Source organism: Pseudomonas guariconensis (genome assembly GCF_900102675.1).
Lineage (GTDB): Bacteria > Pseudomonadota > Gammaproteobacteria > Pseudomonadales > Pseudomonadaceae > Aquipseudomonas > Aquipseudomonas guariconensis.
Genome location: NZ_FMYX01000007.1, coordinates 1 through 25,549 on the forward strand (window position 1 = coordinate 1; position 25,549 = coordinate 25,549).

The following is a 25,549-nucleotide window of genomic DNA, read 5'->3' on the forward strand; positions in this document are numbered from 1 at the left end:
ACGGCGCGTTGGCCTCGGTCACATCGCGAATGTAGTCCCACAGCAAGGTGATGCGCTTCAACTTGCGCAGGTCCTCCCGGCAGTACATCCAGAACTGCCGAGTGATCTCCACCTCTTCAGGCAATAGATTGATCAATCGTGCATCCTGCGCAGCCAGGAAACACGGCAGGATTGCCAGGCCCCGGCCTTGCAAGGCCGCGGTGTATTGGGCGATCACGCTGGTGCTGCGCAGGTGGGCGTTGGCGTTGGGGATCAGGTTGGCCAGGTACAAAAGCTCGGAGCTGAACGCCAAGTCGTCCACATAACTGATGAACCGGTGCTGGGTCAGGTCTGCGGCCTGGCGGATTGGCGGGTGGTTGTCCAGGTATTCCTGGGTCGCGTACAGCCGCAGGCGATAGTCGCACAGCTTGCAGCACACATAGGGCCCATGCTCGGGCCGCTCCAAGGCGATGACGATGTCGGCCTCGCGCTTGGACAGGCTGATGAAGTGTGGCAGGGGCAGGATGTCCACCGAGATTGCCGGGTAGGCATCGACGAAGTGACTCAGTTGCGGAGTGACGAAGAAGCTGCCGAAGCCCTCGGTGCAGCCCATGCGAACATGGCCCGAAAGTGCCACGCCTGAGCCTGAGACCTGCTCGCAGGCCATGTGCAGCGTGCTTTCGATCGATTCGGCGTAGCCCAGCAGGCGTTGACCCTCAGAGGTCAGGACAAAGCCGTTGGTCCGGGATTTTTCGAACAGAAGCGTGCCCAGCGCGCCTTCCAGCGAGCTGATGCGTCGCGACACCGTGGTGTAGTCAACGGCCAGGCGCTTGGCCGCGCTGCTGGCCTTGCGGGTGCGCGCCACTTCAAGAAAGAACTTCAAATCGTCCCAGTTCAATGAACTCAGGGAGGTGAGGTCTTTTTGCATGATGATCCGGTTTTTTTGTGCGTTCTTGTTGGATGTTTGCACATCTATACTCGAAAAAAGCCCCACGGCGCCACCCCGCCTCGGCGCGCTGGCGATCTCGTTCCGACAATAATTCCAAGGAGAGCGCAGATGAACGCACCCCATACCCCCGACCAGGCCAAGGTCGAGCAGGTCAAGCTGCTGATCGACGGCCAGTGGGTCGAGTCCAAGACCACCGAGTGGCGCGACATCGTCAACCCGGCCACCCAGCAGGTGCTGGCGCGGGTGCCGTTCGCCACCGTAGAGGAAGTCGACGCCGCCGTGGCTGCGGCCCAGCGAGCCTTCGCCAGCTGGCGCGACACCCCCATCGGCGCGCGTATGCGCATCATGCTCAAGCTGCAGGCGCTGATCCGCGAACACACCAAGCGTATCGCCCAGACCCTCAGTGCCGAGCAGGGCAAGACCCTCGCCGATGCCGAAGGCGATATCTTCCGCGGCCTGGAGGTGGTCGAGCACGCGGCCTCGATCGGCACCCTGCAGATGGGCGAGTTCGCCGAAAACGTCGCAGGTGGCGTGGACACCTATACCCTGCGCCAACCGATCGGCGTATGCGCTGGCATCACCCCGTTCAACTTCCCGGCGATGATTCCGCTGTGGATGTTCCCGATGGCCATCGTTTGCGGCAACACTTTCGTGCTCAAGCCGTCCGAACAGGACCCACTGTCGACCATGATGCTGGTGGAACTGGCCCTGGAAGCCGGCATACCGGCCGGTGTGCTGAACGTGGTGCATGGCGGCAAGCAGGTGGTGGATGCGATCTGCACCCACAAGGACATCAAGGCGATTTCCTTTGTCGGTTCCACCGAGGTCGGCACCCACGTGTACAACCTGGCTAGCCAGCACGGCAAGCGCGTGCAGTCGATGATGGGCGCCAAGAACCACGCCGTGGTGCTGCCGGACGCCAACCGTACCCAGACGATCAATGCCCTGGTCGGTGCTGCTTTCGGCGCGGCCGGTCAGCGCTGCATGGCCACCTCGGTGGCGGTGTTGGTAGGCAAGGCCCGCGAATGGCTGCCGGACATCAAGGAAGCCGCCAGCAAGCTCAAGGTCAATGCTGGTTGCGAGCCGGGCACCGACGTCGGCCCGGTGGTTTCCAAGCGTGCCAAGGAGCGCGTGCTGGGGCTGATCGAAAGCGGAATCAAAGAAGGCGCCAAGCTCGAACTGGACGGGCGTGACGTCAAGGTGCCGGGCTATGAGCAGGGCAACTTTGTCGGCCCAACCCTGTTCTCTGGGGTACGCACCGACATGCAGATCTACACCCAGGAAATCTTCGGCCCGGTGCTGGTGACCCTGGAAGTCGACACCCTCGACGAGGCCATCGCCCTGGTCAATGCCAACCCGTTCGGCAACGGCACGGGCCTGTTCACCCAGAGCGGTGCGGCAGCGCGCAAGTTCCAGAGCGAGATCGACATCGGCCAGGTTGGCATCAACATTCCGATTCCCGTGCCGGTGCCGTTCTTCAGTTTCACAGGTTCGCGCGGCTCCAAGCTGGGCGACCTGGGCCCGTACGGCAAGCAGGTGGTGCAGTTCTACACTCAGACCAAGACCGTCACCGCCCGCTGGTTCGACGATGACAGCGTCAATGACGGTGTGAACACCACCATCAGCCTGCGCTAAGGAGTTCGTCATGCGTATCGCATTCATCGGCCTGGGCAACATGGGCGCGCCCATGGCCCGAAACCTGATCAAGGCCGGGCATCAACTGAACCTGTTCGACCTGAACAAGACCGTGCTGGCCGAGCTCGCCGAACTGGGCGGGCAGGTCAGCGCCTCGCCGAAGGAGGCGGCGGCCAGCAGTGATCTGGTGATCACCATGCTGCCGGCGGCGGCCCACGTGCGCAGTGTCTATCTGGGTGACGATGGCGTGCTGGCGGGTGTACGGCCGGGCACACCGACCGTGGACTGCAGCACCATCGATCCGCAGACCGCCCGCGAAGTGTCCAAAGCCGCAGCGGCCAAGGGCGTGGACATGGGCGATGCGCCGGTGTCCGGTGGTACCGGTGGCGCGGCAGCGGGTACCTTGACCTTCATGGTCGGTGCCAGCGCCGAGCTGTTCGCCACGCTCAAGCCGGTGCTGGAACAGATGGGGCGCAACATCGTGCACTGCGGCGAGGTGGGTACCGGACAGATCGCCAAGATCTGCAACAACCTCCTGCTGGGTATCTCGATGATCGGTGTGTCCGAAGCCATGGCCCTGGGCAATGCGCTGGGCATCGACACCAAGGTGCTGGCCGGCATCATCAACAGCTCCACCGGGCGTTGCTGGAGTTCGGATACCTACAACCCCTGGCCAGGCATCATCGAGACCGCCCCGGCTTCGCGCGGCTACACCGGCGGCTTTGGCGCCGAGCTGATGCTCAAGGACCTGGGGCTGGCCACCGAGGCTGCGCGTCTGGCGCACCAGCCGGTGATCCTCGGCGCCGTGGCGCAGCAGCTTTATCAGGCCATGAGCCTGCGTGGCGAGGGCGGCAAGGACTTTTCGGCGATCGTCGAGAGTTATCGCAAGAAGGATTGACGAGCGAGGTGAATTTTATCGCGGGCCAGGTGGCCTTCCCTCTGTAACTGCGCACCAGAGGGAAGGGCACCTGCCTCGCGATTTTTTTCGTGCTCGATTTTTCAGGTGTGGTGCAGTCTGTGGGCGCGGGTAAACCCGTTCCCACAGGGACGCGCCGTGTTGACCTGGCTGCGCCATTCAAAGCCCTGCGAAAGGGCTTTGGCATCAGGCGAAGACGAAGTACTTGCGCACGGTCTCGACCACTTCCCAGGTGCCTTTGAGACCTGGCTCGATGATGAACACGTCGCCTGCCTTCAGGTGCTTGGGCTCTTCACCTTCCGGCGTGATGATCACGTAGCCTTCGAGGAAGTGGCAGAACTCCCACTTCTCGTAGTTGATCTCGAACTTGCCGGGAGTGCAGATCCAGGTGCCCATGATCTTGCTGCCATCGGCAGAGAGATAGGCGTTCAGGTTGACGGTCTGCGGGTTGCCGCCGATGCGCTTCCACGGGGTGGCGTTCAGGGCCGGGGTCGGGCAGGTTTCGCGCAGGACGGTAATGAAGTCGGACATGGCAGGTTCCCAGGTAAGTGGCTGAATGACACGTCACCATAGGGCCTGCGCTGGCGCTGGAGTTGCCTGGGCTCGACGTCCAGGTGTCTGGATGCGCTATGTGGGCATATGCGACTTGCAATGAAGAACGAAGGCGTTGACCTGTTCCGGCCATTGGGCGAGCAGGTCCGGCGCGGTACCCAGGTAGGCGGCGCGCGCGTTGGCCAGCACCGGTTGGTGCGCGTCTGGCAAACGCTCCAGCAACCACTGGGCGGCTACATCCTTGGCTGCGATCGACCCCGTCGCCAGGCTGTACCAGATGCGCGCCAGGGCGAGCACCACGGTGTGCTCGTCGCCGGTCCAGTCCTCGGGCGTGTTCCATTGGGCCAGGGTGTCGGCAAAGGCTTGTTTCAGGTCGGCGGGCGGCACCGGGTCGAACCAGCTCGCAGCCGCTTCGCCCACCAGGCAAAGGCTGTGCTGGCGGGCCTTGGTCAGCAGAATGGCCAGGTCCGGGTCGAGCTGGGCAGGTTCGACCTCGCCTGCCAGCAGCGATGCTCGCAGCCACTCACCGAATTGCAGCTCGCGGCGGGCCGGATAGCGCCAGGGATGGATGTCGTCGCGTACCAACAGCGTCACCTCCAGGGCGCGCAGGTTGGGGTCTGCTCCCGGTGGTGCCGAAACATCCAGCAGCGCGCGCATCAACCCCTGGCGTGTGGCGTCGGACAGCGGTCGGGACACAGTCACCAGCAGGTCGAGATCGCTGTGCGGCCTCAATCCACCGGCCACGGCCGAGCCGTACAGGTGGATGGCCTGCAAGGCGTCGCCAAGGTGCTGGGCAAGCAGTTGCTGGGCAGCGAGCAGTTGTGGGTCGGTCATGGTGCGCCTCCTGAGGGCACACCATAGCAATCACCCTCAGGCGTTGGCCATTGCGTTGACTTCGACCGTGATGTGCACCAGTTCTTCATGGACCGCCAGTGCCTGGCGTACGGTGTCGGCGCTAAGACAGCCCGTCGCCGCCAGGCTGAGAATGCAGGCGTACTGGTCCTTGCCGACACGCCACACGTGCAAGTCGGTGAGGGTGGCCGGTACCGACAGTTGCGCCACGGCGTCGCGGATCTCCTGGACCACGGGCGCGTCCATCTCGGCGTCCAGCAATACCCGCCCGGTGTCACGCAGCAGGCCTTTGGCCCACACCGCCACCAGCACCGCTCCCACCAGGCCCATCACCGGGTCGAGCCAGCCGGCGCCCCAGAACTTGCCGGACAGCAGGGCAATGATCGCCAGCACCGAGGTCGCGGCGTCGGCCATCACGTGCAGGTAGGCCGATCGCAGGTTCAGGTCATGGTGGTGGTGGTGGTGGTGGTGGTGGTGGTGGTGGTGGTGGTGGTGGTGGTGGTGGTGGTGATCATGATGATGGCCATGGTGGTGATCGTGATGGTGATCGTCGCGCAGCAGCCAGGCACAGGCGAGGTTCACGGCAAGCCCGAGTGCCGCAAGGGTGATGGCTTGGTCATAGTGAATCGGCCCAGGTGTCAGCAGCCGCTCGACCGACTGGAAGGCCATGAGCCCGGCTACGCCCAGCAGAAGCAAAGCGCTGGAGTAGCCGCCGAGGATCTCGATCTTCCACGTGCCGAAGGCGAAGCGACGGTCGCGGGCGTAGCGCCGTGCGGCAGCGTACGCCAGCAGTGAGAGCCCCAGGGCCAGGGCATGGGAGCTCATGTGCCAGCCGTCGGCCAGCAGCGCCATGGAGTTGAAGTACCAGCCGCCGGCGATCTCCGCCACCATCATCACCGCCGTGAGCCACACGGCCAGGCGTGTCTTGCGCTCGGCGCCGAGGTTGCCGGTATGGAACTGATGGCTGTGCAGCCACTTGTCTGAGGTTTGCGCAACCATGGTTTATCATGCTCCGGTAGATAGGCGAAATATACTATACCCCAGTATACCTAGAGTGATGCACAACCCTATGGCACATACCATCAAGAGCAAGAAGCAACTGCTGACCCGTGTGCGCAAGATCAAGGGCCAAGCCGCAGCCCTGGAAAGCGCGTTGGAGCAGGACAAGGACTGCTTGGCGATCCTGCAGCAAATCGCCGCCGTACGAGGTGCGGTGAATGGGTTGATGGCCGAGGTGATGGAAGGGCACATTCGTGAGCATCTGGTGGCCGATGACCTGAGTGCCGAGCAGCGCCAGGAGGAGGCCGACAAGGTGGCCTCGCTGCTGCGCTCTTACCTCAAGTAACCAGTGTGGGCTGCGTTGCGGCCCATCGCAGGCTTGGCGATTCGGCAAGCCCAGGCCGCAGTTCTGAATACCCCCTGGGGGTATTTTTCTAGGCCCACCAGTACCGTACGAAGTGGAAGAACACCGGTGCCGCGAAGCACACCGAGTCCATGCGGTCCAGCATGCCGCCGTGGCCTTCGATCATGTGTCCCCAGTCCTTCACCCCGCGGTCGCGCTTGATCGCCGACATCACCAGCCCGCCAAAGAAGCCCATGGCATTGACGGTCAGCGCCATCAGCGCTGCCTGCCAGAAGTTGAACGGGGTGATCCAGCACAGCAAGGCGCCCACCAGGGTGGCCAAAGCTACGCCGCCGGCCAGCCCTTCGACGGTCTTGGAGGGCGACAGGTTAGGCGCCACCTTGCGTTTGCCGAACAGCTTGCCGCAGACGTACTGCAACACATCGCTGATCTGCACCACAAGGATCAGCCAAGCGATCAGCAACAGGTTGCGGCCTTCATAACCCGTAATGTCCAAGGTCATCAATGCCGGCACCGAGGACAGGCAGTACACCGCGATCATCAGCCCCCACTGCACCTTGGAAGCGCGCTCGAGAAAGCGCGTGGTGTCGCCACCGAAGCTCGCCAGGATCGGCAGGAACAGAAACAGGTACACCGGGATGAAGATGCTGAACAAACCGTACCAGTCCATGGCGATCAACAGGTACTGCACCGGCAGCGCCACGTAGAACGCCGCCACCAACGCCGGGTAATCGCTGCGCCGGGTGGGCGTGAGGGTCATGAACTCGCGCAGGGCATAGAACGAGACGAAGTAGAACAGTGCGATCACGCCGTACTTGCCGAACACGAAAGCGATGCCGATCACCAGCACCATCACCCACCAGGCGTTGATGCGGGCGTTGAGGTTGTCGATCACTGCGTGCGGCGCGGGGCCGGCGCGCCATTTGAGTAGACGGCCGATCACGCTGGCGAGCAGGAGCAGGGCGCCGATGCCGGCGAACAGGGAAAGGGTGTTGTCGTCCATCTCAGGCATCCTTCGGGGCCAGGTTCAGCAGGGCCTGGCGGGCCCGCTCGAGAAAGGCCTGCTTGCTCTCGTCAGGCAGCAGGTGCAGGGGTTCGCCGAAGCTCAAGGTGCACAGCAGCGGCAAGGGCAGGGCGCGGCCCTTGGGCATGACGCGGTTGAGGTTGGCGATCCACACTGGCACCAGCTCGATATCAGGGTTGGCCGAGGCCAGGTGGAACAGGCCGCTCTTGAACGGCAGCAGTGGCTCATCGCTGAGATTGCGGGTGCCTTCAGGGAAGAAGATCAGCGAATCGCCTTGGCCCAAGGCATCGAGCACCGGTTGCAGTGGGTTGTCGTTGGACTCGCCACGCTGGCGGTCGATCAGTACGGCGTCGAACACGTTACGGATCAGAAACTCCCGGATGCCCGGCTTGGCCCAATAGTCGGCCCCGGCGACCGGGCGTGTACGGCGGCGCAGTGGTTCGGGCAGCGAGGCCCAGAGCAGCACGAAGTCGCCATGGCTGCTGTGGTTGGCAAAATACAGGCGTTGCCTGGGGTGCGGCGTGCAGCCGAGCCAGAGAGCCCGGGCACCGGTGATCAGGCGTGTGGCAGAGGTGATGGCAAAGGCGGTCAAGGCGGCGAACATGGCGCGGTGGTTATCCGGTGAAAGAGAGTAACAGCAGGGTAGTCAGGGCTAGCACGACTTGCGCGGCGAAGCACAGCGCCTGGCGTCGCAGCAGGCCCAGCGCGCCCTGGCTGCGCGAGGGCCAGTCGCGTGCGTCGTGGGCGTGGGGCTTGAGGTTCAAGTCAAACAGGGCGCGATCCAAGGCTTGGGTGTCGGCGGTGAGGTCTGCGCTGCTGGCGAGCCGGGCGAACAGCGCGGCGTCCAAGGCTACGCGGATTGCCCAGTACTTGTGCAGCAGCCCCAGCCCCAGCAACACCGCGCACACCGCACTGGCCAGCGGGGGCAGGTGTGTCACCAGGGGGGCCAGGCCGTAGGCCAGGGCCAACAGGGTGATGCCATCGGACAAGCATTCGAGCTGTCGACCACGGCCCAGCAGGCTGGCCACCAGATGCAGGTTCATGGCTGGGCCTCCAGCTGTTCGAGTGCCATGCGATGGCCTGGATGTAACACGACAGAGGGTCGGGCTTTGCGGATCAGCGCTTCGGCCTGGGTAACGTTGGCGCAACGGCCACTGTGCACCAGCCAGGCGGCCACCGCGCTGGCGCTGCGGGAGTAGCCCAGGGCGCAGCAGACCAGGACCGGGCCCTGCTGACGCAGGCATTCGATGGCCTCGGCGGCCTGTCTGAGCAAGCTGGCATCCGGGACGATCAGGTCCAGGGTGGGCAGGCAGGTGTAATGTGCGGGCATCTGCATTGTCTGGCCTGGCCCATTTGCGGGTTTACCCGCGAAAGCGCCGGCACAGGCATAGCACGGCAGTTCAGCCGTCAGGTCCAGCGCGGCATTGAATGAGGAGGCCTCGCCGGCTCCGGGAATGCGCCCCAGAAATACCCCATCGCACACCTCATCGGCCTGTGGCCGTTTGCGGGTCCAGAGCCGCGAGTTGATCCAGGCCCCTAACAAATAGGGCGCCAGCAACCCAGTGGCGGCATTGGATAGCCGTCCATCCGCGCCTTTCTGGAATCCACCGGCACCGAACACGGCATAGTTCAGCGCCACCATCAGCAGCGAAACCGCCGGCCACAGCAGCCATAGCCAGGCGCCCGCCAACTGCAGCGCCAGCACCGCGCACAACAGCGCGCCGCCCCCGTAATACAGGGCAAGCCGCCAACGTCGAGGATCACGGGCCAGGCGTGCTGCCCGCAGCGGCAGCTCGCCCTCCCTCGGCCACAGCCAGACGCATACCAGCCCCGCCAGTGCCCCGGTGGGCAGATCGATGAAATGATGCTGCCAGGTGGTCAGCACCGATACCCCGATCAAAGCCATCCAGCCATGCATCAGCCCGCGCCAAGGCTGGCGATGAACATGACGGGCAAACATTGTCCAGATGATCACCAACAGCGCGATGTGCAGTGACGGGGCCTGGTTGAAGGGCTTGTCGAACCCCATCAGCACATCGAACAGCCAACCGAACAGGCCGTCCAGCGCTGGGCGTTCGAAGGTAAAGCGCAGTGGCCACAGCAAGAAGCAGCCGACGCTGATCACTTGCGCGGTCAGCAGGGCCAGGGCGTGGCGGTCCATCTCCCGGCGGGTGGTCGGCAACAGGAAGGACAACCCGTACAGCAGGTCGATCGACCAGTAGGGCACGATCGTCCACGGCCATAGTGGCGTTTGCCCTTCCCAGCCGAACACCAGGCTGCCGACGTCGTCGCGGGTAGCGGTGTGGTTGTTGACCAGCCCATAGCTGAGAAAGAAGAACGGCCCCAGCAGCAACAGCCAGAGCACGCCTCGGCGGATCAAGCCGGGTTCGCGTGTCATCAATCCACCCGTTGCGCCAGGCTGACACTGAAAATGCCCCACTCATCGATGCGCTGAGCGACCTTGCGAAAGCCTGCCGCCTCCACCAACTGGTCCATCTCCGCCTGGCTGCGCCGACGCATTACCCAGGCCTGGCCATCGCGGTGGCTGGTGAGGGCACGGGCGATCATCTCCAGTTGCGGGTGCCAGGGCTGGCCGGTGTACACAAGATAGCCGCCCGGCTGAACAGCATCGGCCAGGCCCGCCAGGGAACTGCCCACCAGGTCATTGCTGGCGAACAGCTCATACAGGCCAGACACCACTGCCAGGGTCGGGTGCGGATCGAGACTGGCCAGGCTCTGGCGGTCGAAGGCATCGCCTTGGACGAAGCGGGCCACCTCGGTCAGGCCCTTCTCGGCAATCAAGGCGCTGCCTTGCTGGACGTTCAGCTCGCTGTAGTCGCGCAGCAGGATCGAGTCGGGCATCTGCTCCTGCAGCGCTTCGAGGATGTAACGACCGTGGCCTGCCGCGATGTCGACGATGTGTACCGGGCGCTGCTGCTCGCGCAGGCGGCGGATGGCTTCGCGCAGCAGTTCCTCCACATGCAGCTTGCGCTGGCGGATGCCGCGCCAGCCGATGGCGTTGAGATAGTTCCGGTCGATCAGTTCGCCCAGCTTGCCTTTGCCGCTGGGCTGGTTGCGATACACGTAGTCCAGGGTACTGCCCGAATCGAAGCCGGTGTCGAAGCCCAGCTTCACCCCTTCCGAGAAGCCCTTGCCCAAGCGCAGTCCGGCACGGGTGGACCGCCAGTAAAGGTCGCGGGGCGAGTTGCGAGGTAGCGGCGCGGCCAGGCTTTCGGCTTCAGCGCAGCTGGCGCCGCTCTTGTCGGCATCGAGCAGCGAGGGCACCGGTAAGGGCCTGTCGAAGCAGTGCGCAACGAAGCGCTGGATCCGCACCAGGGCGTGGGCCCGGTCGCGCTCGCCGAGGGTGTCGTGGAAAAAGCCCGGCAAAACATGCATCTCTTTGCGCGCACTGCCCAGACGCTCGAAGAAGCGCTCCTGGGGCTTGCGTTCGACCACAAGGTCGGCGCCGGACACCAGCATCTGGGTCGGCACCTGGATCGCCTGGGCATCGGCGACCACTCGGTCGGCCGCTTCATACAGGCCCAGCAGCATGGTCACCGAGATCGGCCGGCTGATCAGCGGGTCGGCCAAGTAGGACATGACCCGCTCCGGGTCGTGGGTCAGCAAGCGTGGCTTGACGTAGCTGTTGACGAAGAAATTGCCGCGCAATGCCTTGAGCAGCTTCAGGCCTGGGCGAGCGAACGGCACGTAAAGCTTGACCTTGAAGGCCGGCGAGGCCAGCACAAGGCAGCGCACTTTCGGCGCGTAGTCATGGGCCCAGGTCGCCACCAGCACCGCCCCCACGCTCTGGGCCAGTACCACCATGTCCGCCTCGGCGATGCCATGGCTGTCGCGGACATGCTCGATGAAGGTCTGCACGTCCCGCACGCTGGTGGCAAAGCCTGGGCTGTCGCCACGTGCTCCGGGTGACTGGCCATGGCCCCGGGCGTCCCAGGCGAAAAAGTCGTAGCCGGGCATGTCCAGCTCATCGGCCAAATGGGCCATGCGCCCGCCGTGTTCGTGGCCGCGGTGGAACATCACCACCGCCCGGCGTGGCTGGTATTCGTTACGGGTGGCGGGCCAATAGCGGTAATGCAGCTCGACGCCATCATGGGTGCAGAAGTGCAGCGATTGCGCTTGGCGCATGGCGAAGGTCCTTGTCCGGCGGCGAAGAGGTCAGCGAGTTTCGGCCAGGCCTTGGCGAACCCGGTTGTAGAGGGTATAGAGCGAGAGTGCGAGGATGACCAGCAGCAGGCCGTCGATCCATGCTGCGCTCAGCACCCCGAAAGCGATCCCGGTGCCCAGCACACCAAAGGCGAAGGCCCGGTCGCTCTTGCCCATGGGCCCGTCGTATCGCCGCGAAGCCCCCGCCAGCGGCCCCATCACGCCAGCGTACTCGCTGATGACCGCGCTCACGACCACCAGCACCACCAGCGCCGGTGATACCCCCGGCAACAGGGCGAATGGTAGGTACAGCGCCGCATCGGCGACCACGTCGCACAGCTCGTTGAGGTAAGCCCCAAGCTTCGATTGCTGGCCGAACTCCCGCGCCAGCATGCCGTCGACGGCATTGAGGGCCATGCGCAGCAGCATCCACACCGGCACCAGGATGAACAGCCCGGTCACATCGTGCTGCCAGGCCAGCAACAGGCCCAGCAGTACCGACACCAATGCGGCTGCCACGGTGACTTGATTGGCGGTGACGCCGCGCGCATACAGGCGCTTTACGCCAGGGCGCAACAGGGCCTGGAAACGGGGTTTGAGTTGATAGATCGACGGCACGTTGAACTCCCTTTCATGGCGCGACATGACCCGATTGTGAGGAATGAGCCAGGTGGGCGGCAAGGGGGACGTTGATGACTTTCAACGGTGCGGCATGCCGTGGTATTCGTTGCCCGGCCGTTGCCTTGTCGGTTCGCTGCGTGCCCAGAACCAGGCACCTCCCTGCGCAATGACCAGGCCGCCGAAGCAAACCAGAAGGTCCGCCTCGCAGTGCTCCCAGGTACCGACCCTGAAGCCCGTATTCTCCAATGTCAGGAATTCACCTGTGGCAGGCAAGCATTGCGGGGAGCCTTTGAGGCCGCCATGGAACAGCTGCTCAGGGCTATGGCAAACCCGGGCGTGCAGCTGTTCGGGTTTTTTCTTCGCTTCATGCATGAAGCGCGAGATGAATGTCTTGCGGATATATCGCTGTGCGAACGTCTGCAGCAGGCGCGCCAGATCGTCACTGGAACACAGGCGATTGTCGTGTCGATTCATGAAGGCATCCCGTGGAAACGAAAGATCGCGTTCGCTCAGGGTTTTAACGTAGATGCCGGGCCAGGCGCGCCAGGACCGTGCCGGGTTGGTTGTAGGTTGAGTCTCGATTTCGCGGTGGGGGTGATGGTGTTGCAGCCTGCGCGGGTTTCAGCTGTCCTCCAGTTGTTTCACCAAAGCGGCGGCATACCCTGGCAATGCTCCGAAATCCCGGGCGCACAGTAACAGTCGACGGTTGGCCCAAGGCTCGGGCAATGCGATCCAGCGCAGTGGCAATACCCCTTCCCAGCGTCGCACCGATGCCAACGGCACCACCGCTACCCCGGCGCCGCCGGCAACCATGCGAATCACCCCGTCGAATCCTTCTGCCCGCACCCGTACCTGCATGCGCCGCCCTTCCCGCAGGGCTTGTTCCTCCAGATGCAGGGCCAGGGCGCTGTTGGCACCCAGCCCGACATGGCCGTGGGCAAGGCTGTCGATGAAAGTCGGCGCGGCCTGCTCGGCCAGGGGATGAGCGATGGGCATCGCCAGTACCAGCGGATCGTCGCGAAAGGGACGAGTCTGCAGGTGCTCGTTGGGTGCGGCGGTAGAGATGATGCCCAGGTCGGCCATGCCCTGGGTGATCGATTGCACGATGCGCAGACTTGGCATTTCCTGAACATCGACGCTGACACCGGGATGGCTACACAGATAGGCGGCCAGCAGCTCGGGTAGGTATTCGGTCAGCGCGGCGGTGTTGCACAACAGGCGCACCTGGCCATATTGGCCTTGGGCGTACTGGGCCAGATCGTATTGCAGGCGTTCGACCTGCTGGCTGATCAGCCGGGCATGCTGCAACAGGGCCTGGCCGGCGGGTGTGGGCAGTACGCCACGGCGATTGCGCTCCAGCAGTGCGATGCCGAGCGAGGCTTCCATGGCGCGGATGCGGGCGCTGGCGGCGGGCAGCGACAGGTGGCTGCGACGCGCGCCTGCGGTGATGTTGCCGCACTCGGCGGTGTGGCGAAACAGCTGGAGGTCGGTCAGGTCGAAATGCATCAGCCTCTGTCCTGGCAATAGTCTGGCTGAGTATATGGCAGATTTTCAGCCAGGCGCCGAGACGTCATTCTGGCGCCATGAAGACTTTCTTGGCGTTTTATCAGGATATGGGCCCGGCACTGTGGTTGCTGGTGGCGATGACCTTTTTGCTGGCCGGTGCGGTCAAGGGAGTGATTGGCCTGGGCCTTCCGACCATCGCCATTGGCCTGCTCGGTCTGGCTATGGCACCGTCGCAGGCTGCCGCACTGCTGATCCTTCCTTCCACCGTCACCAACCTCTGGCAGTTGGCCTCTGGGGGGCATTTGCGTGGATTGCTGCGTCGCCTGGGCCCGTTGTTGCTGATGATTCTGGCCGGCACCCTGATCGGCAGTGCCTGGCTGGGTATCGACAGTGGACCTTGGGCCGCTCATGCGCTGGGTGGGGCGTTGCTGCTGTATGCCGTATATGGGCTGTCGGGGCCAACGATGAAGGTGCGGCCCGCATGGGAAGTGTGGCTGGGACCGTTGTGCGGCCTGGTGACCGGCCTGGTGACGGCGGCGACGGGCGTGTTCGTGATGCCGGCGGTGCCTTACCTGCAAAGCCTGGGCTTGTCGCGTGACGAGATGGTCCAGGCCCTGGGCCTGTCGTTCACGGTGTCCACGCTGGCGCTGGCCTTGGGCCTGGCCGGTCAGGATGCCCTCGGCGGACAGACGCTTGGCGCATCACTGTTGATGTTGGTGCCCGCCCTGTTGGGGATGCTTGGCGGCCAGTGGTTGCGTCAGCGCATCAGCGCGCAGGTGTTCAAGCGCTGTTTCTTCATCGGCCTGGCGCTGCTGGGCGGGCACCTGCTGCTCAACGGCTAGCCGAGCAAGGGCTGAGCATCTCGATCAGCTGGATGTCGAAATCGCGCTCCAGGTACTCCATGCGCTGTTCGAAGAATTCGCGCATGTGCGGCAGGGCCGAATGCACATCCAGATCGGCCTTGCTGGCCCAGACCTCATAGAACACGAACAGGCTGGGATCCTGCTTGTCGCGCAGCATGTGGTACTCGATGCAGCCCGGCTCCTGGCGGCTCGGTTCGACATAGGCGCGGAACAACCGCTCGAAAGCCTCGGCTTTTTCCGGGCGGGTCTTAGCTTTGAGAATGAACGCGTATTGCTCGGTCATGGACTGGCCTCGTGGGTTAAAAGATGGGAAGAATTTTAAAGCAATAATGGGTGTTCAATTCGTGATTCGAGCGCAAATGTATTTTGCCGATCGAGCGCTTTTTCTCAGCTTCCCGGATGCCTAATCTGCCGCCATCGAACTTGACGTGACCGGTGGCCGACAGCCTCGGGTCCCCTTATCGGAGGCTCCCATGAAAAAGATTCTTCTGCTCAACGGCGGCAAACGCTTCGCCCATTCCGACGGTCGTCTCAACACGACCCTGCACGAGGTTGCCTTGGCCCATCTGGACCGCGCAGGTTTCGACGTGAAGCAGACCTTCATCGATGGTGGCTACGACGTTCAGGAAGAAGTCGACAAGTTTCTCTGGGCTGATGTCGTGATCTGGCAGATGCCCGGCTGGTGGATGGGCGCGCCGTGGACCGTCAAGCAGTACATCGATGAAGTCTTCACCGCAGGCCACGGCAGCCTGTACGCCAACGATGGCCGCACCCGCTCCGACGCCTCGCAGAAGTACGGCAGCGGCGGTCTGATCCAGGGCAAGCAGTACATGCTTTCGCTCACCTGGAATGCCCCGCAGCAAGCCTTCGACGACCCGAGCGACTTCTTCGAGGGCAAAGGTGTGGATGCGGTGTATTTCCCGTTCCACAAGGCCAACCAGTTCCTGGGCATGACCGGCCTGCCGACTTTCCTGGCAGTGGACGTGATGAAGCGTCCGGAAGTGCCGGCGGCGGTGGCAGCCTATGAAGCCCATCTGGACAAGGTGTTCGGCAAGGCCCAGTGAAGGGCTAAGGCTGTGGTGCAGCCCCTCGCAGGCTCGGTCAGCGCTCTCCACGTGCGTCGGAAGCAGCCCTGGACTGCGATGGGCGCCTTGCATGAATCTCTGTCACCCGCTATCAATCACGGCATTCTCCGATACAGGCCTGATACGTGAAAACCCGATCCGAAGAGCTCCAGGTATTCGTCGCTGTGATCGACTGCGGCTCGATTTCCGCCGCTGCCGAGCAGATCGGCCAGACGCCGTCGGCTGTCAGCCGCACGTTGTCACGGCTCGAGGGTAAGCTCGGCACCACGTTGGTCAACCGCACCACCCGGCGCATGGACCTGACCGAGGAAGGGCGCTTTTTTCTGGAGCGTTCGCGGCAGATCCTCGAGCAAATGGACGACATGGAAGAGCACCTGTCGATGCATAACCAGACGCCTTCCGGGCGTCTGCGCATCAATGCCGCGGCGCCGTTCATGCTGCATGCCATCCTGCCGTGGATTGGTGAGTTTCGTCGCCAGTACCCTGGCATCGAGCTGGAACTCAACACGGACGATCTGATCATCGACCTGCTCGAGCAAAGCACCGACGTTGCCATCCGCATCGGCGACCTTGCTGACTCCAGCCTGCATGCTCGCGCCCTGGGGTGCAGCCCGATCCAAGTGCTGGCGAGCCCCGAGTACCTGGCGCGCCATGGCACGCCAGAAAAGGTCGAGGACCTGAACGCGCATTCCCTGCTCGGTTTCAGCCAGCCGGAGTCGCTCAATCGCTGGCCGCTGCGCCATGCCCAAGGTGATTACTGGCAGATCCGTCCCAGTCTGATTGCCTCCAGCGGCGAAACCTTGCGTCAGCTGGCCTTGGCGGGAGAGGGCATTGTCAGCCTCTCGCACTTCATGACCCATGAGGACATCCGCACCGGCCGCTTGCAGGTGGTGCTGGGCGAGTTCAATAACGGTTATCGCCAGCCAATCCATGCGGTGTACTACCGCAATACCCAGTTGGCCCTGCGTATCCAATGCTTCCTGGATTTCATTCAGAAGAAGCTGGCGATGTACGCCTGCTGAGTTGCCTGAACACGACAGGACCTGTGCAGGGGCGGCGCAATCTTCCCCGGGTGTTTGCTTAGTCGAACGGCTTCGGCCTTAATGACTGATCAACAAAAACAACACCAAGGAAGTGCGCATGCGTATCGTCATGTTCCAGTCCATGGCCCTCGGGGCCGCGATCCTGAGCTGTTCGTCCGCCTTTGCGGTCACCCTGGAGGGTGGCGCGGTGGCCGCGCCCGATCAATATGGCGCACAGGTGGCCGCCGACATTCTGAAGAAGGGCGGTAATGCAGTGGATGCCGCCGTGGCCACGGCCTTCACCCTGGCGGTGACCTACCCTGAAGCCGGCAACATCGGTGGCGGCGGCTTCATGACCCTGTTCGTCGATGGCAAGCCGTATTTCCTCGATTACCGCGAAGTGGCGCCCAAGGCGGCCAGTCGCAACATGTACCTCGACGAAAAAGGCGAGGTCATCGAGAACCTCAGCCTGGTCGGAGCCCGAGCCGCTGGTGTGCCAGGTACGGTGATGGGGCTTTGGGAGGCCCACAAGAAGTTCGGCAAGCTGCCCTGGAGCGAACTGCTGACCCCCGCCATCGGCTATGCCAAGAACGGTTTCAAGGTCGCCCAGAAGCAGTACCAGTACCGCAACGATGCCCAAGGCATGTTCAAGACCGCCACCAACTTCAACGACTACTTCGGCAACATGAAGGTAGGTGAGCTGTTCAAGCAGCCTGAGCTCGCCCAGACCTTGGAGCGAATCGCCGACAAGGGCGTCAGCGAGTTCTACCAGGGCAAGACCGCCGACTTGCTGGTGGCGCAGATGCAGGCCGATAAAGGCCTGATCACCAAGGCCGACCTCAAGGACTACAAAGCCGTGTGGCGTCAGCCAATGGCGATCAGCTGGCGTGGCAATGTTGTCTACACCGCACCGCCACCTAGCTCTGGAGGTGTGGCCCTGGCCCAGTTGCTGGGCATCAAAGAAGACCGCGCGGCGGACTTCAAGGGTGTGGCGCACAACTCGGCCAAGTACATCCACCTGCTTTCGGAGATCGAGAAGCGTGTGTTCGCCGACCGTGCCGACTATCTGGGTGACCCGGCTTTCACCAAGGTGCCGGTCGACCAGTTGATCGCCAAGGACTACCTCGCCAAGCGCGCCGCCCAGGTCAACCCAAACGCCATCTCCGACACCGACAAGGTCAAGCCGGGCCTGGAGCCGCACCAGACCACGCACTTCTCCATCGTGGACAAGCAGGGCAATGCGGTGAGCAACACCTACACCCTGAACCTCGATTACGGCAGCGGCGTGGTGGTCAAGGGCGCGGGCTTCTTGCTCAACGACGAAATGGACGACTTCAGCGCCAAGCCGGGCGCAGCCAACGCCTTCGGCGTGGTAGGCGGCGATGCCAATGCCATCGAGCCGGGCAAACGCATGCTGTCGTCGATGAGTCCCAGCCTGGTGACCCGTGACGACAAGGTGGCGCTTGTGCTCGGCACACCCGGTGGTTCGCGGATCTTCACCTCGATCTTCCAGGTGATGAACAACCTGTACGACTACGACATGCCGCTTGAAAAAGCCGTGGCGGCGCAGCGCGTGCATCACCAACTGCTGCCCAAGGACACCATCTATTTCGACAGCTATGCGCCACTGACTGGCCAGGTGGCCGATGAGCTGAAGAAAATGGGTTATGTGCTGGAGGACCAAGGCTGGGAGATGGGCGACATCCAGGCGATCCGGGTGACCGGCGAGAAGCTCGAGACTGCCTCTGACCCGCGTGGGCGAGGGGTAGGGATGATCGTCAAGTAAGCCGATGGTGCGTCAGGTCATGCAAGATTGCCTGGCCTGACGCATTCGCGGGTAAACCCGCTCCCACAGGGTGCGCTGTTCTAACGACACCGCTGCCTCTGTGGAAGTGGGCTCACCCGCGAAGAGGGCTCTATGAATCTCAGGTCAGACGCGGAACTGGCTGACCAGTGTCTGCAGATGTCCGCCCAGGCGCGCCAGCTCGACACTCGAGGCGGCGGTCTCGTCACTCGCGGTAGCGGTCTGCTCCGACACATCACGCACATTCAGGATGCTGCGGCTGATTTCTTCGGCCACGGCACTCTGCTGCTCGGCGGCGGCGGCGATCTGTTGGTTCATCGACTGAATGTTCGACACCGTACGGGTGATGTTCTCAAGCGAAGCGCCAGCCTTGCGCGCCAGCTCAACGCTGCTGTCGGTCAGGCTGCGGCTGTCGTTCATCACATCAGCCACCTGCTGGGTGCCATTTTGCAGGCTTGCCACCAGCCCTTCGATTTCCTCGGTGGACTGCTGGGTACGCTGGGCCAGGCCGCGGACTTCATCGGCGACCACCGCAAAACCGCGGCCGGCTTCCCCGGCGCGTGCGGCTTCGATGGCGGCGTTCAGCGCCAGCAGGTTGGTCTGCTCGGCCACCGATTTGATCACGTCCATGACGCTGCCGATCTTCTGGCTTTCCTGCTGCAGCAGGCTCATGGCTTCGGTGGAACGGTGCACTTCCGAGGCCAGGCGTTCGATCTGGTTGATCGCCTCGCCTACCACGCGATCACCTGCGCGGGCTTCTTGATCGGCGCCAGTCGCGGCATGGGAGGCTTGCTCGGCGTTGCGTGCCACTTCCTGTACGGTGGCCGCCATTTCGTGCATGGCGGTGGCCACCTGGTCGGTCTCGACTTTCTGGCTGTTGGCGCCGGCGCTGGTCTGCTCGGTCACCGCCGACAGTTCCTCGGCAGCGCTGGCGATTTGGGTGACGCCATCGCGGATACCGGTGATCAACTCGCGCAGGGTCGTGCCCATGCGCGCGATGCCTTGCTGCAGCGCGCCAAGTTCATCGCGGCGAGTGACACGCAGGTTCTGGGTCAGATCGCCATTGGCGATTTTTTCCACCACGTCCAAGGTCTCGCGCAGGGGGCGGGTGATCTGGCGGGTGATGAGGAATGCTGCCAGCACGCCGACCAGCAGGGCCAGCAAGGTAGCGATGGTCTGCAGGCTGCGGGCCTGGGCGCTTTCGCTGTCGCGACGGTCCAGTTGGATCTGGTACAGCTGGTCGCTGCGTTTGACGATATCGGCGCCTTCTACGGTCATTTCCGCACGGGCCACGCCGACTTCGGCGTTGGCATCGCGGAACTGACGCAGTGCATCGCGGTAGCCGCTCATGGCCGACTCGAACGCCTGGATTCGGGCGGTCTCCCCAGGTAGGTGGCGCTTGAGGTTGTCGATCTCCACCAAGGTTTTTTCAACCTGACGGGTGACGGTCTGTTCGGCATCGCTGGTGAGGTCCGCGATATAGCTGCGCACGTCCAGGCGCAGCTGGACGAGCTGTTCCTTGGCCTGGCTGATGGCCAGGAACTGCTGCAGGGTGGCTGTGTCGCCCGAAGTGCGCGCCAACGCGTCGCGGCTGACGGCCTCGATGGCGGCGAGCGCCTCGCTGGCCTGGCGGGCGTTCTGGTTCAGGGCTTCTCGCGCGGCGAGGCCGGTTTTGTAGGCCTTGCGCATCTTCTCCAGCGAGACCCGGTACTTGGCGATGGTCTCGCCCTGCTCGCGCAGCAGCTTGAGGTTTTCTGGGCTTTTGAAGGTATTGACCAGATGCTGTTGCTGGGCACCGAAAGCATCGAGCTTGTCCAGCACGTTGGCGGCCGAGGTGTCGTCGCCGTTGGTCAGCATGTACTGCAGGCGCGCCACGCGCAGGTTGGTCAGGTCACTGTTGAGCTTGGTGATGTCGCTCATCCAGTTGCTGCGGTCGATCAGGCTGCCCAGGCTGGTCCAGCCGGTCAGGGCCAGAAGGCCGGTCAGAAGCAGGACCAGGCCGAAGCCCAATCCGAGTTTGAGGTTGACGCTGATATTGGCAAACCAGCCGTTCATGGCACGCTCTCCAGAAAATTGATTTCGCTCGCTTGATCTCCAATCGCTGGGCATTGTTGTTATCGGCGCCCGCTGATTCATGCCAGGGGTTATCGGCAAGATCGAGCGAAGCTGAAACGCTTTTTCAGCAGATTTGTAACCTACTGAAAACGTTTGCGTTTTGGAGATGGCAGGCGGCGACGTCGCAGCCTATCGAAGGCTTTGGCAGCTTCTACAGCGGTGAAGATGGCTGGAAGTTCGTGGGAAAGGGCGAAGCCTGAGAGGGGGCCGCAGGGCGGCCCTGTCTGTCAGAGGCTGCGTGAGCCGAAGGTATCGCAGCGGTTCACGTCCCCGCTGGAGAAGCCGGTCTTGAACCAGCGCACCCGCTGCTGCGAGGTGCCATGGGTGAAGGAGTCTGGCACCACACGGCCCTGGCCCTGCTGCTGGAGGCGGTCGTCGCCGATGGCGTTGGCGGCATTCAGGGCTTCTTCCACATCGCCAGGTTCGAGCCAGTTCAGGCGCTTTTGCGCCTGGTAGGCCCAGACGCCTGCCAGGCAGTCGGCCTGCAATTCCTGGCGCACCAGCAGGCCGTTGTCGCCTTCCATGCGTTGGCCGTTGCGCCGCGCCGCGTCGACCTTGGCCGAGACGCCCAGCAAGGTCTGCACGTGATGGCCGATCTCGTGGGCGATCACATAAGCCTGGGCGAAGTCACCGGCGGCGGCAAAACGGGTTTCCATCTCGCGGAAGAAGGTCATGTCCAGATACACCCGCTGGTCTGCCGGACAGTAGAACGGCCCGACCGCCGAGGAGGCGAAACCACAGGCGGAATTCACCTGGCCACTGAACAGCACCAGTTTGGGATCGCGGTACTGCTTGCCGGCCTGGGCGAACAAGGCCTTCCAGGTATCCTCGGTGTCGCCCAGGATCGAGGCGACGAACTCGGCCTGCTCGTCGTTGGCCGGTGGCGCCTTGCCACCCGCGCCCGACGGCGCCTGTTGCTGCTGCTCCATCTGGCCGGCGAGTTGGCCGAGGATCTGCAGCGGGTCTTGCCCTGTGATCCAGCCGATGCCGACGATCAGCAGGATGGCGCCCAGCCCCAGCCCTTTGCCACCGCCAAAACGCATGCCGCCGCCACCGCCTTCACCTCGGGCATCGACCACATTGTCGCTGCGTCGGCCTTTTCGCCATTCCATGTAATGTTCTCCGGAGCCTGAAACATGAGCACAAAGATTAGTTCAGGGCTGTTTCGGGTGTCAGCCAATCTGTAGATGCATAACCATTTGGTTAAGTAAGGTCACGTTGTTTTCAATGTTCATGCCCCGTGACCTATCTGAAACTGCATGTCCACCTGCCACGCACAGGTGCCCGACAATTCCAAGAGAGGAACACGGCATGCCCGCCCAGGACACCAGCCGCTTCGTGATCCGTGATCGCAACTGGCACCCCAAGGCCCTCACGCCTGACTACAAAACCTCCGTGGCCCGCTCGCCACGCCAGGCGCTGGTCAGCATCCCGCAGTCGATCAGCGAAAGCACCGGGCCGGACTTTTCCCACCTGGGCTTCGGCCCTCACGACAACGATCTGTTGCTCAACTTCAACCACGGCGGTCTGCCGATCGGTGAGCGCATCATCGTCGCAGGCCGGGTGGTCGACCAGTATGGCCAGCCGGTGCCCAACACCTTGGTTGAGATGTGGCAAGCCAACGCCGGTGGCCGTTACCGGCACAAGAATGACCGCTACCTGGCGCCGCTGGACCCGAACTTCGGTGGTGTCGGCCGCAGCCTGACCGACCGTGACGGCTACTACAGTTTTCGCACCATCAAGCCAGGGCCTTATCCGTGGCGCAATGGCCCCAACGACTGGCGCCCGGCGCACATCCACGTGTCGGTCAGTGGCCCGTCGATCGCCACCCGCTTGATCACCCAGCTGTACTTCGAAGGCGACCCGCTGATCCCGCTGTGCCCGATCGTCAAGTCGATCGCCAACCCCGACGCGGTGCAGCGCCTGATCGCCAAGCTCGACATGAGCAACGCCAACCCCATGGACTGCCTGGCGTATCGCTTCGACATCGTGCTGCGCGGCCAGCGCAAGACCCACTTCGAAAACTGCTGAGGACCCCGTCATGCCTATCGAACTGCTGCCGGAAACCCCTTCTCAGACCGCCGGCCCCTATGTGCACATTGGCCTGGCCCTGGAAGCGGCCGGCAACCCTACCCGCGACCAGGAAATCTGGAATCGCCTGGCCAAGCCTGACGCGCCAGGTGAGCACATCCTGTTGTTCGGTCATGTGTACGACGGCAATGGGCACCTGGTGCGCGACTCGTTTCTGGAGTTCTGGCAGGCCGATGCCAACGGTGAATACCAGGACCAGTACCACCACGAGAACGCCTTCAACAGCTTTGGCCGTACCGCCACCACCTTCGATGCCGGTGAGTGGACCCTGCACACGGTCAAGCCAGGCGTGGTGAACAATGCCGCCGGGGTGCCCATGGCGCCGCACATCAACCTCAGCCTGTTCGCGCGGGGGATCAACATCCACCTGCACACCCGGTTGTATTTCGACGATGAGGCCCAGGCCAATGTCCAGTGCCCGGTGCTCAACCTGATCGAGCAGCCGCAACGGCGCGAGACGCTGATCGCTCGGCGTTGCGAGGTGGACGGGAAGACGGCGTATCGTTTCGATATCCGTATTCAGGGGGAAGGGGAGACGGTGTTCTTCGACTTCTGAGTGAACTCTGGGGCTGCAGTGCAGCCCCAGGCCCCGAAACTCAACGCCGAACCAGCAGTACGCCGCTTTCCATGTGGTGGGTGTAAGGGAACTGGTCGAACAGCGCGCAGCGCTCGATGCGGTGAGTGTCCTGCAACTGGGCGATGTTGGCTGCCAGCGTCTCGGGGTTGCACGAGATGTACAGGATCCGCTCGAAGCGGCGAGTCAGCTCGCAGGTGTCCGGGTCCATGCCGGCGCGCGGCGGGTCGACGAACACGGTGCCGAAGTCGTAGCTTTTCAGGTCGATGCCTTCAAGACGACGGAACGGGCGCACCTCGTTCAGTGCCTGGGTCAGCTCTTCGGCCGACAAGCGCACCAGGCGCACATTTTCCACGGCGTTCTCATCCAGGTTGCTCAGCGCGGCATTGACCGAGGTCTTGCTGATTTCGGTGGCCAGCACCTGGCGCACGCGGGTGGCCAGCGGCAGGGTGAAGTTGCCGTTGCCGCAATACAGCTCCAGCAGGTCATCGTCACGCTCGCCGATAGCCTCGTAAGCCCAGCTCAGCATCTTCTGGTTCACCGCGCCGTTGGGTTGGGTGAAAGCGCCTTCTGGCTGGCGATAGCTGAACACGCGGCCGGCCACGTTGAGTTTTTCCACGGCATAGTCGCGACCGATGACCAAGCGCTTGCCCTTGGAGCGGCCGATGATGCTGACGCCCAGATCCTCGGCCAATTGCCGAGCAGCGACTTCCCAGGCGTCATCGAGCGGGCGGTGATAGCACATCGTGATCATGGCGTCGCCGGCCAACGTGGTGAGGAACTCCACTTGGAACAGTCGGTTGCCCAGTTCCTCGCTGGCCTGCCAGGCGGCCTTCAGGCGTGGCATCAATGCGTTGATCCGTTCGCTCGCGATGGGGAAGTCATCGATCAGGATCGCCTTGTGTTTTTCGCCTGGGGCGAACATCGCATAGTGGCGCTGGCCCTCTTCGCGCCACAGGCGAAACTCGGCGCGCAGGCGGTAGTGCTCGCGCGGCGAATCGAAGACGGCGGGCTCCGGCGCGCCGAACGGCGTCAATAGCTCACGCAGCCGGGCGACTTTGCCCTCGAGCTGCGTGGAATAGGCGGAAGGGTCGAAGACAGCACTCATGCGTTGAACCAGCCCAGCTTGATGACGAACAGGATGGAAAGGATCACCAATGCCGAGTTCAGGTCGCGGTAGCGACCGGAGATCAGCTTGATGGCGGTCCAGGCGATGAAGCCGAAGGCGATGCCGTTGGCGATGGAGTAGGTCAGCGGCATGGCCAGGGCGGTGACCACCACGGGCGCTGCTTCGGTGACGTCGTCCCAGTTTATTTCCGCCAGGCCCGAGGCCATCAGCACCGCGACGAACAGCAGCGCGGGGGCGGTGGCGAAGGCCGGTACGCTACCGGCCAGCGGCGCGAAGAACAACGCCAGCAGGAACAGGATGGCAACCACGATTGCGGTCAGGCCCGTGCGGCCACCGGCGCTCACGCCGGCCGCGGATTCGATGTAGCTGGTGGTGGTCGAGGTGCCCAGCAGCGAGCCGGCCATGGCGGCGGTGCTGTCGGCGATCAGGGCGCGACCCATTTTCGGCATGTGGCCGTCCTTGCCCATCAGGCCGGCGCGTTTGGCCACGCCGATCAATGTGCCGGAGTTGTCGAACAGGTCGACGAACAGGAAGGCGAAGATCACGCTGATCAGGCCGACGTCCAAGGCGCCCTTGATGTCCAGTTGCAGGAAGGTCGGGGCCAGCGATGGCGGCATGGACACCACGCCGCCGAAGGGCGTCACGCCCATCAGGATCGAGGCCAGGGTCACCGCCAGGATGCCGATCAGCACCGCGCCACGGACCTTCATGGCCTCAAGGGCCACGATCAGGAAGAAGCCCAGGGTCGCCAGGATCGGTGCAGGTTGCTTGAGGTCCCCCAGGCCCACCAGGGTGGCCGGGTTGTCCACGACGATGCCGGCGTTGTGCAGGGCGATCAGCGCCAGGAACAGGCCGATACCGGCAGCGATGGCCGAGCGCAGCGGCAGCGGGATGCTGTTCACGATCCATTCGCGGATGCGGAAGATCGACAACAGGAAGAACAGCACTGCCGAGAGGAAGACCGCGCCCAGCGCCACTTGCCAGGTGTGCCCCATGTGCAGGACCACGGTGTAGGTGAAGAACGCGTTCAGGCCCATGCCCGGTGCCAGGGCGATAGGGTAGTTGGCGATCAGGCCCATGGTCACCGAGCCGATGGCTGCGGCAAGGCAGGTGGCGACGAAGATCGCGCCCTTGTCCATGCCGGTCTCGCCGAGGATGCTCGGGTTGACGAACAGGATGTAGGCCATGGCCAGGAAGGTGGTGACGCCCGCGAGAATCTCGGTGCGCACGTTGGTGTTGTGTGCTTTTAGTTGAAACAGCCTGTCCAGCATGCCCGCTCCCCAAGGCGCCCCCGGCGCCGCGATT

General features: G+C 63.4%; 26 protein-coding genes and 1 pseudogene. 9 read left to right on the forward strand and 18 right to left on the reverse strand.

Features of this window, described 5'->3' with window-relative positions:
- Window positions 1-907 (reverse strand): LysR family transcriptional regulator (locus BLS27_RS13005; protein WP_090345115.1); only part of this gene is annotated, 907 nt, incomplete at its 3' end.
- 129 nt (window positions 908-1,036) lie between these two features.
- Here BLS27_RS13005 and BLS27_RS13010 point away from each other — a divergent pair.
- Both BLS27_RS13010 and mmsB read left to right on the forward strand, forming a co-directional pair.
- Window positions 1,037-2,563, forward strand: a complete 1,527-nt coding sequence (locus tag BLS27_RS13010) for a CoA-acylating methylmalonate-semialdehyde dehydrogenase (protein WP_090345117.1) — start codon at window positions 1,037-1,039, stop codon at window positions 2,561-2,563.
- A gap of 10 nt (window positions 2,564-2,573) precedes the next feature.
- A complete protein-coding gene (gene mmsB, locus BLS27_RS13015; RefSeq protein ID WP_043215258.1) occupies window positions 2,574-3,461 on the forward strand; it encodes a 3-hydroxyisobutyrate dehydrogenase in 888 nt (295 codons plus the stop codon).
- 204 nt (window positions 3,462-3,665) lie between these two features.
- On the opposite strand, the gene BLS27_RS13020 is transcribed toward mmsB, so the two are convergent.
- The 3 genes from BLS27_RS13020 to dmeF all read right to left on the reverse strand — a co-directional run bounded on the left by BLS27_RS13020 (window position 3,666) and on the right by dmeF (window position 5,882).
- Complete coding sequence (locus BLS27_RS13020) at window positions 3,666-4,010, reverse strand: cupin domain-containing protein (protein WP_043215260.1); 345 nt, start codon at window positions 4,008-4,010, stop codon at window positions 3,666-3,668.
- A gap of 96 nt (window positions 4,011-4,106) precedes the next feature.
- Window positions 4,107-4,865: an aminoglycoside adenylyltransferase family protein gene (locus BLS27_RS13025; protein WP_090345119.1), complete on the reverse strand. Its 759-nt coding sequence runs from the start codon at window positions 4,863-4,865 to the stop codon at window positions 4,107-4,109.
- 36 nt (window positions 4,866-4,901) lie between these two features.
- A complete protein-coding gene (gene dmeF, locus BLS27_RS13030) occupies window positions 4,902-5,882 on the reverse strand; it encodes a CDF family Co(II)/Ni(II) efflux transporter DmeF (RefSeq protein WP_090345121.1) in 981 nt (326 codons plus the stop codon).
- A 70-nt stretch (window positions 5,883-5,952) separates the two neighbouring features.
- Here dmeF and BLS27_RS13035 point away from each other — a divergent pair, with 70 nt between their 5' ends.
- A complete protein-coding gene (locus tag BLS27_RS13035; protein ID WP_043208377.1) occupies window positions 5,953-6,228 on the forward strand; it encodes a metal/formaldehyde-sensitive transcriptional repressor in 276 nt (91 codons plus the stop codon).
- Window positions 6,229-6,316: 88 nt separating this feature from the next.
- Here BLS27_RS13035 and BLS27_RS13040 read toward each other — a convergent pair whose 3' ends face one another.
- From BLS27_RS13040 to BLS27_RS13075, 8 genes are all read right to left on the reverse strand, one after another.
- Window positions 6,317-7,249, reverse strand: coding sequence for a phosphatidate cytidylyltransferase (locus BLS27_RS13040; RefSeq protein ID WP_090345123.1), 933 nt, complete (start codon window positions 7,247-7,249; stop codon window positions 6,317-6,319).
- A gap of 1 nt (window position 7,250) precedes the next feature.
- Entirely contained in the window at window positions 7,251-7,874 is a 624-nt protein-coding gene (locus tag BLS27_RS13045; protein ID WP_090345125.1) for a lysophospholipid acyltransferase family protein, read from the reverse strand.
- A gap of 10 nt (window positions 7,875-7,884) precedes the next feature.
- On the reverse strand, window positions 7,885-8,313 hold the full coding sequence (locus BLS27_RS13050) for a hypothetical protein (RefSeq protein ID WP_090345126.1): 429 nt from the start codon (window positions 8,311-8,313) through the stop codon (window positions 7,885-7,887).
- On the reverse strand, window positions 8,310-9,668 hold the full coding sequence (locus BLS27_RS13055; protein ID WP_043208385.1) for a phosphatase PAP2/dual specificity phosphatase family protein: 1,359 nt from the start codon (window positions 9,666-9,668) through the stop codon (window positions 8,310-8,312). The genes BLS27_RS13050 and BLS27_RS13055 overlap by 4 nt, the downstream gene beginning before the upstream one ends.
- Window positions 9,668-11,416 (reverse strand): bifunctional alpha/beta hydrolase/class I SAM-dependent methyltransferase, encoded by a 1,749-nt coding sequence (locus BLS27_RS13060; RefSeq protein ID WP_090345129.1) that lies wholly within the window; start codon window positions 11,414-11,416, stop codon window positions 9,668-9,670. The genes BLS27_RS13055 and BLS27_RS13060 overlap by 1 nt, the downstream gene beginning before the upstream one ends.
- Before the next feature lie 30 nt (window positions 11,417-11,446).
- Window positions 11,447-12,052, reverse strand: a complete 606-nt coding sequence (locus BLS27_RS13065) for a CDP-alcohol phosphatidyltransferase family protein (protein WP_090345315.1) — start codon at window positions 12,050-12,052, stop codon at window positions 11,447-11,449.
- Window positions 12,053-12,133: 81 nt separating this feature from the next.
- Window positions 12,134-12,529, reverse strand: coding sequence for a hypothetical protein (locus BLS27_RS13070; RefSeq protein ID WP_090345131.1), 396 nt, complete (start codon window positions 12,527-12,529; stop codon window positions 12,134-12,136).
- A 147-nt stretch (window positions 12,530-12,676) separates the two neighbouring features.
- On the reverse strand, window positions 12,677-13,561 hold the full coding sequence (locus BLS27_RS13075; protein ID WP_090345133.1) for a LysR substrate-binding domain-containing protein: 885 nt from the start codon (window positions 13,559-13,561) through the stop codon (window positions 12,677-12,679).
- Window positions 13,562-13,638: 77 nt separating this feature from the next.
- Here BLS27_RS13075 and BLS27_RS13080 point away from each other — a divergent pair, with 77 nt between their 5' ends.
- The gene (locus BLS27_RS13080; protein ID WP_090345136.1) at window positions 13,639-14,403 is read left to right on the forward strand and encodes a sulfite exporter TauE/SafE family protein; all 765 of its coding nucleotides are present in this window, start codon (window positions 13,639-13,641) and stop codon (window positions 14,401-14,403) included.
- Here the strand turns inward: BLS27_RS13080 and BLS27_RS13085 are convergent.
- A complete protein-coding gene (locus tag BLS27_RS13085; RefSeq protein WP_090345138.1) occupies window positions 14,393-14,707 on the reverse strand; it encodes a putative quinol monooxygenase in 315 nt (104 codons plus the stop codon). The genes BLS27_RS13080 and BLS27_RS13085 overlap by 11 nt on opposite strands.
- A gap of 190 nt (window positions 14,708-14,897) precedes the next feature.
- Between BLS27_RS13085 and mdaB the strand changes: the two genes are divergently transcribed.
- The 3 genes from mdaB to ggt all read left to right on the forward strand — a co-directional run bounded on the left by mdaB (window position 14,898) and on the right by ggt (window position 18,317).
- A complete protein-coding gene (gene mdaB, locus BLS27_RS13090) occupies window positions 14,898-15,488 on the forward strand; it encodes an NADPH:quinone oxidoreductase MdaB (RefSeq protein ID WP_090345140.1) in 591 nt (196 codons plus the stop codon).
- Window positions 15,489-15,634: 146 nt separating this feature from the next.
- A complete protein-coding gene (locus tag BLS27_RS13095; protein ID WP_043208400.1) occupies window positions 15,635-16,531 on the forward strand; it encodes a LysR family transcriptional regulator in 897 nt (298 codons plus the stop codon).
- A gap of 118 nt (window positions 16,532-16,649) precedes the next feature.
- Window positions 16,650-18,317, forward strand: coding sequence for a gamma-glutamyltransferase (gene ggt / locus BLS27_RS13100; RefSeq protein WP_043208402.1), 1,668 nt, complete (start codon window positions 16,650-16,652; stop codon window positions 18,315-18,317).
- Between the two features lie 144 nt (window positions 18,318-18,461).
- Here the strand turns inward: ggt and BLS27_RS24215 are convergent, their stop codons facing one another.
- The 3 genes and pseudogenes from BLS27_RS24215 to ypfJ all read right to left on the reverse strand — a co-directional run bounded on the left by BLS27_RS24215 (window position 18,462) and on the right by ypfJ (window position 21,562).
- Entirely contained in the window at window positions 18,462-19,325 is an 864-nt protein-coding gene (locus tag BLS27_RS24215) for a methyl-accepting chemotaxis protein (RefSeq protein WP_371906718.1), read from the reverse strand.
- Window positions 19,317-20,471, reverse strand: a pseudogene (locus BLS27_RS24220) (methyl-accepting chemotaxis protein); the annotation flags it as partial. The pseudogene BLS27_RS24220 and the gene BLS27_RS24215, both read right to left, overlap by 9 nt.
- 206 nt (window positions 20,472-20,677) lie before the next feature.
- Window positions 20,678-21,562, reverse strand: a complete 885-nt coding sequence (ypfJ, locus tag BLS27_RS13110; protein WP_090345142.1) for a KPN_02809 family neutral zinc metallopeptidase — start codon at window positions 21,560-21,562, stop codon at window positions 20,678-20,680.
- A gap of 199 nt (window positions 21,563-21,761) precedes the next feature.
- Here ypfJ and pcaH point away from each other — a divergent pair, with 199 nt between their 5' ends.
- Together pcaH and pcaG are read left to right on the forward strand one after the other, a co-directional pair.
- Entirely contained in the window at window positions 21,762-22,481 is a 720-nt protein-coding gene (pcaH, locus tag BLS27_RS13115; protein ID WP_070576805.1) for a protocatechuate 3,4-dioxygenase subunit beta, read from the forward strand.
- 10 nt (window positions 22,482-22,491) lie between these two features.
- On the forward strand, window positions 22,492-23,097 hold the full coding sequence (pcaG, locus tag BLS27_RS13120) for a protocatechuate 3,4-dioxygenase subunit alpha (protein WP_090345144.1): 606 nt from the start codon (window positions 22,492-22,494) through the stop codon (window positions 23,095-23,097).
- Between the two features lie 40 nt (window positions 23,098-23,137).
- On the opposite strand, the gene trmA is transcribed toward pcaG, so the two are convergent.
- Both trmA and BLS27_RS13130 read right to left on the reverse strand, forming a co-directional pair.
- Complete coding sequence (trmA, locus tag BLS27_RS13125) at window positions 23,138-24,223, reverse strand: tRNA (uridine(54)-C5)-methyltransferase TrmA (RefSeq protein WP_090345146.1); 1,086 nt, start codon at window positions 24,221-24,223, stop codon at window positions 23,138-23,140.
- Window positions 24,220-25,515, reverse strand: a complete 1,296-nt coding sequence (locus tag BLS27_RS13130) for an NCS2 family permease (RefSeq protein ID WP_043208412.1) — start codon at window positions 25,513-25,515, stop codon at window positions 24,220-24,222. Before BLS27_RS13130 ends, trmA begins: the two co-directional genes overlap by 4 nt.
- Between the last annotated feature and the right edge of the window lie 34 nt (window positions 25,516-25,549).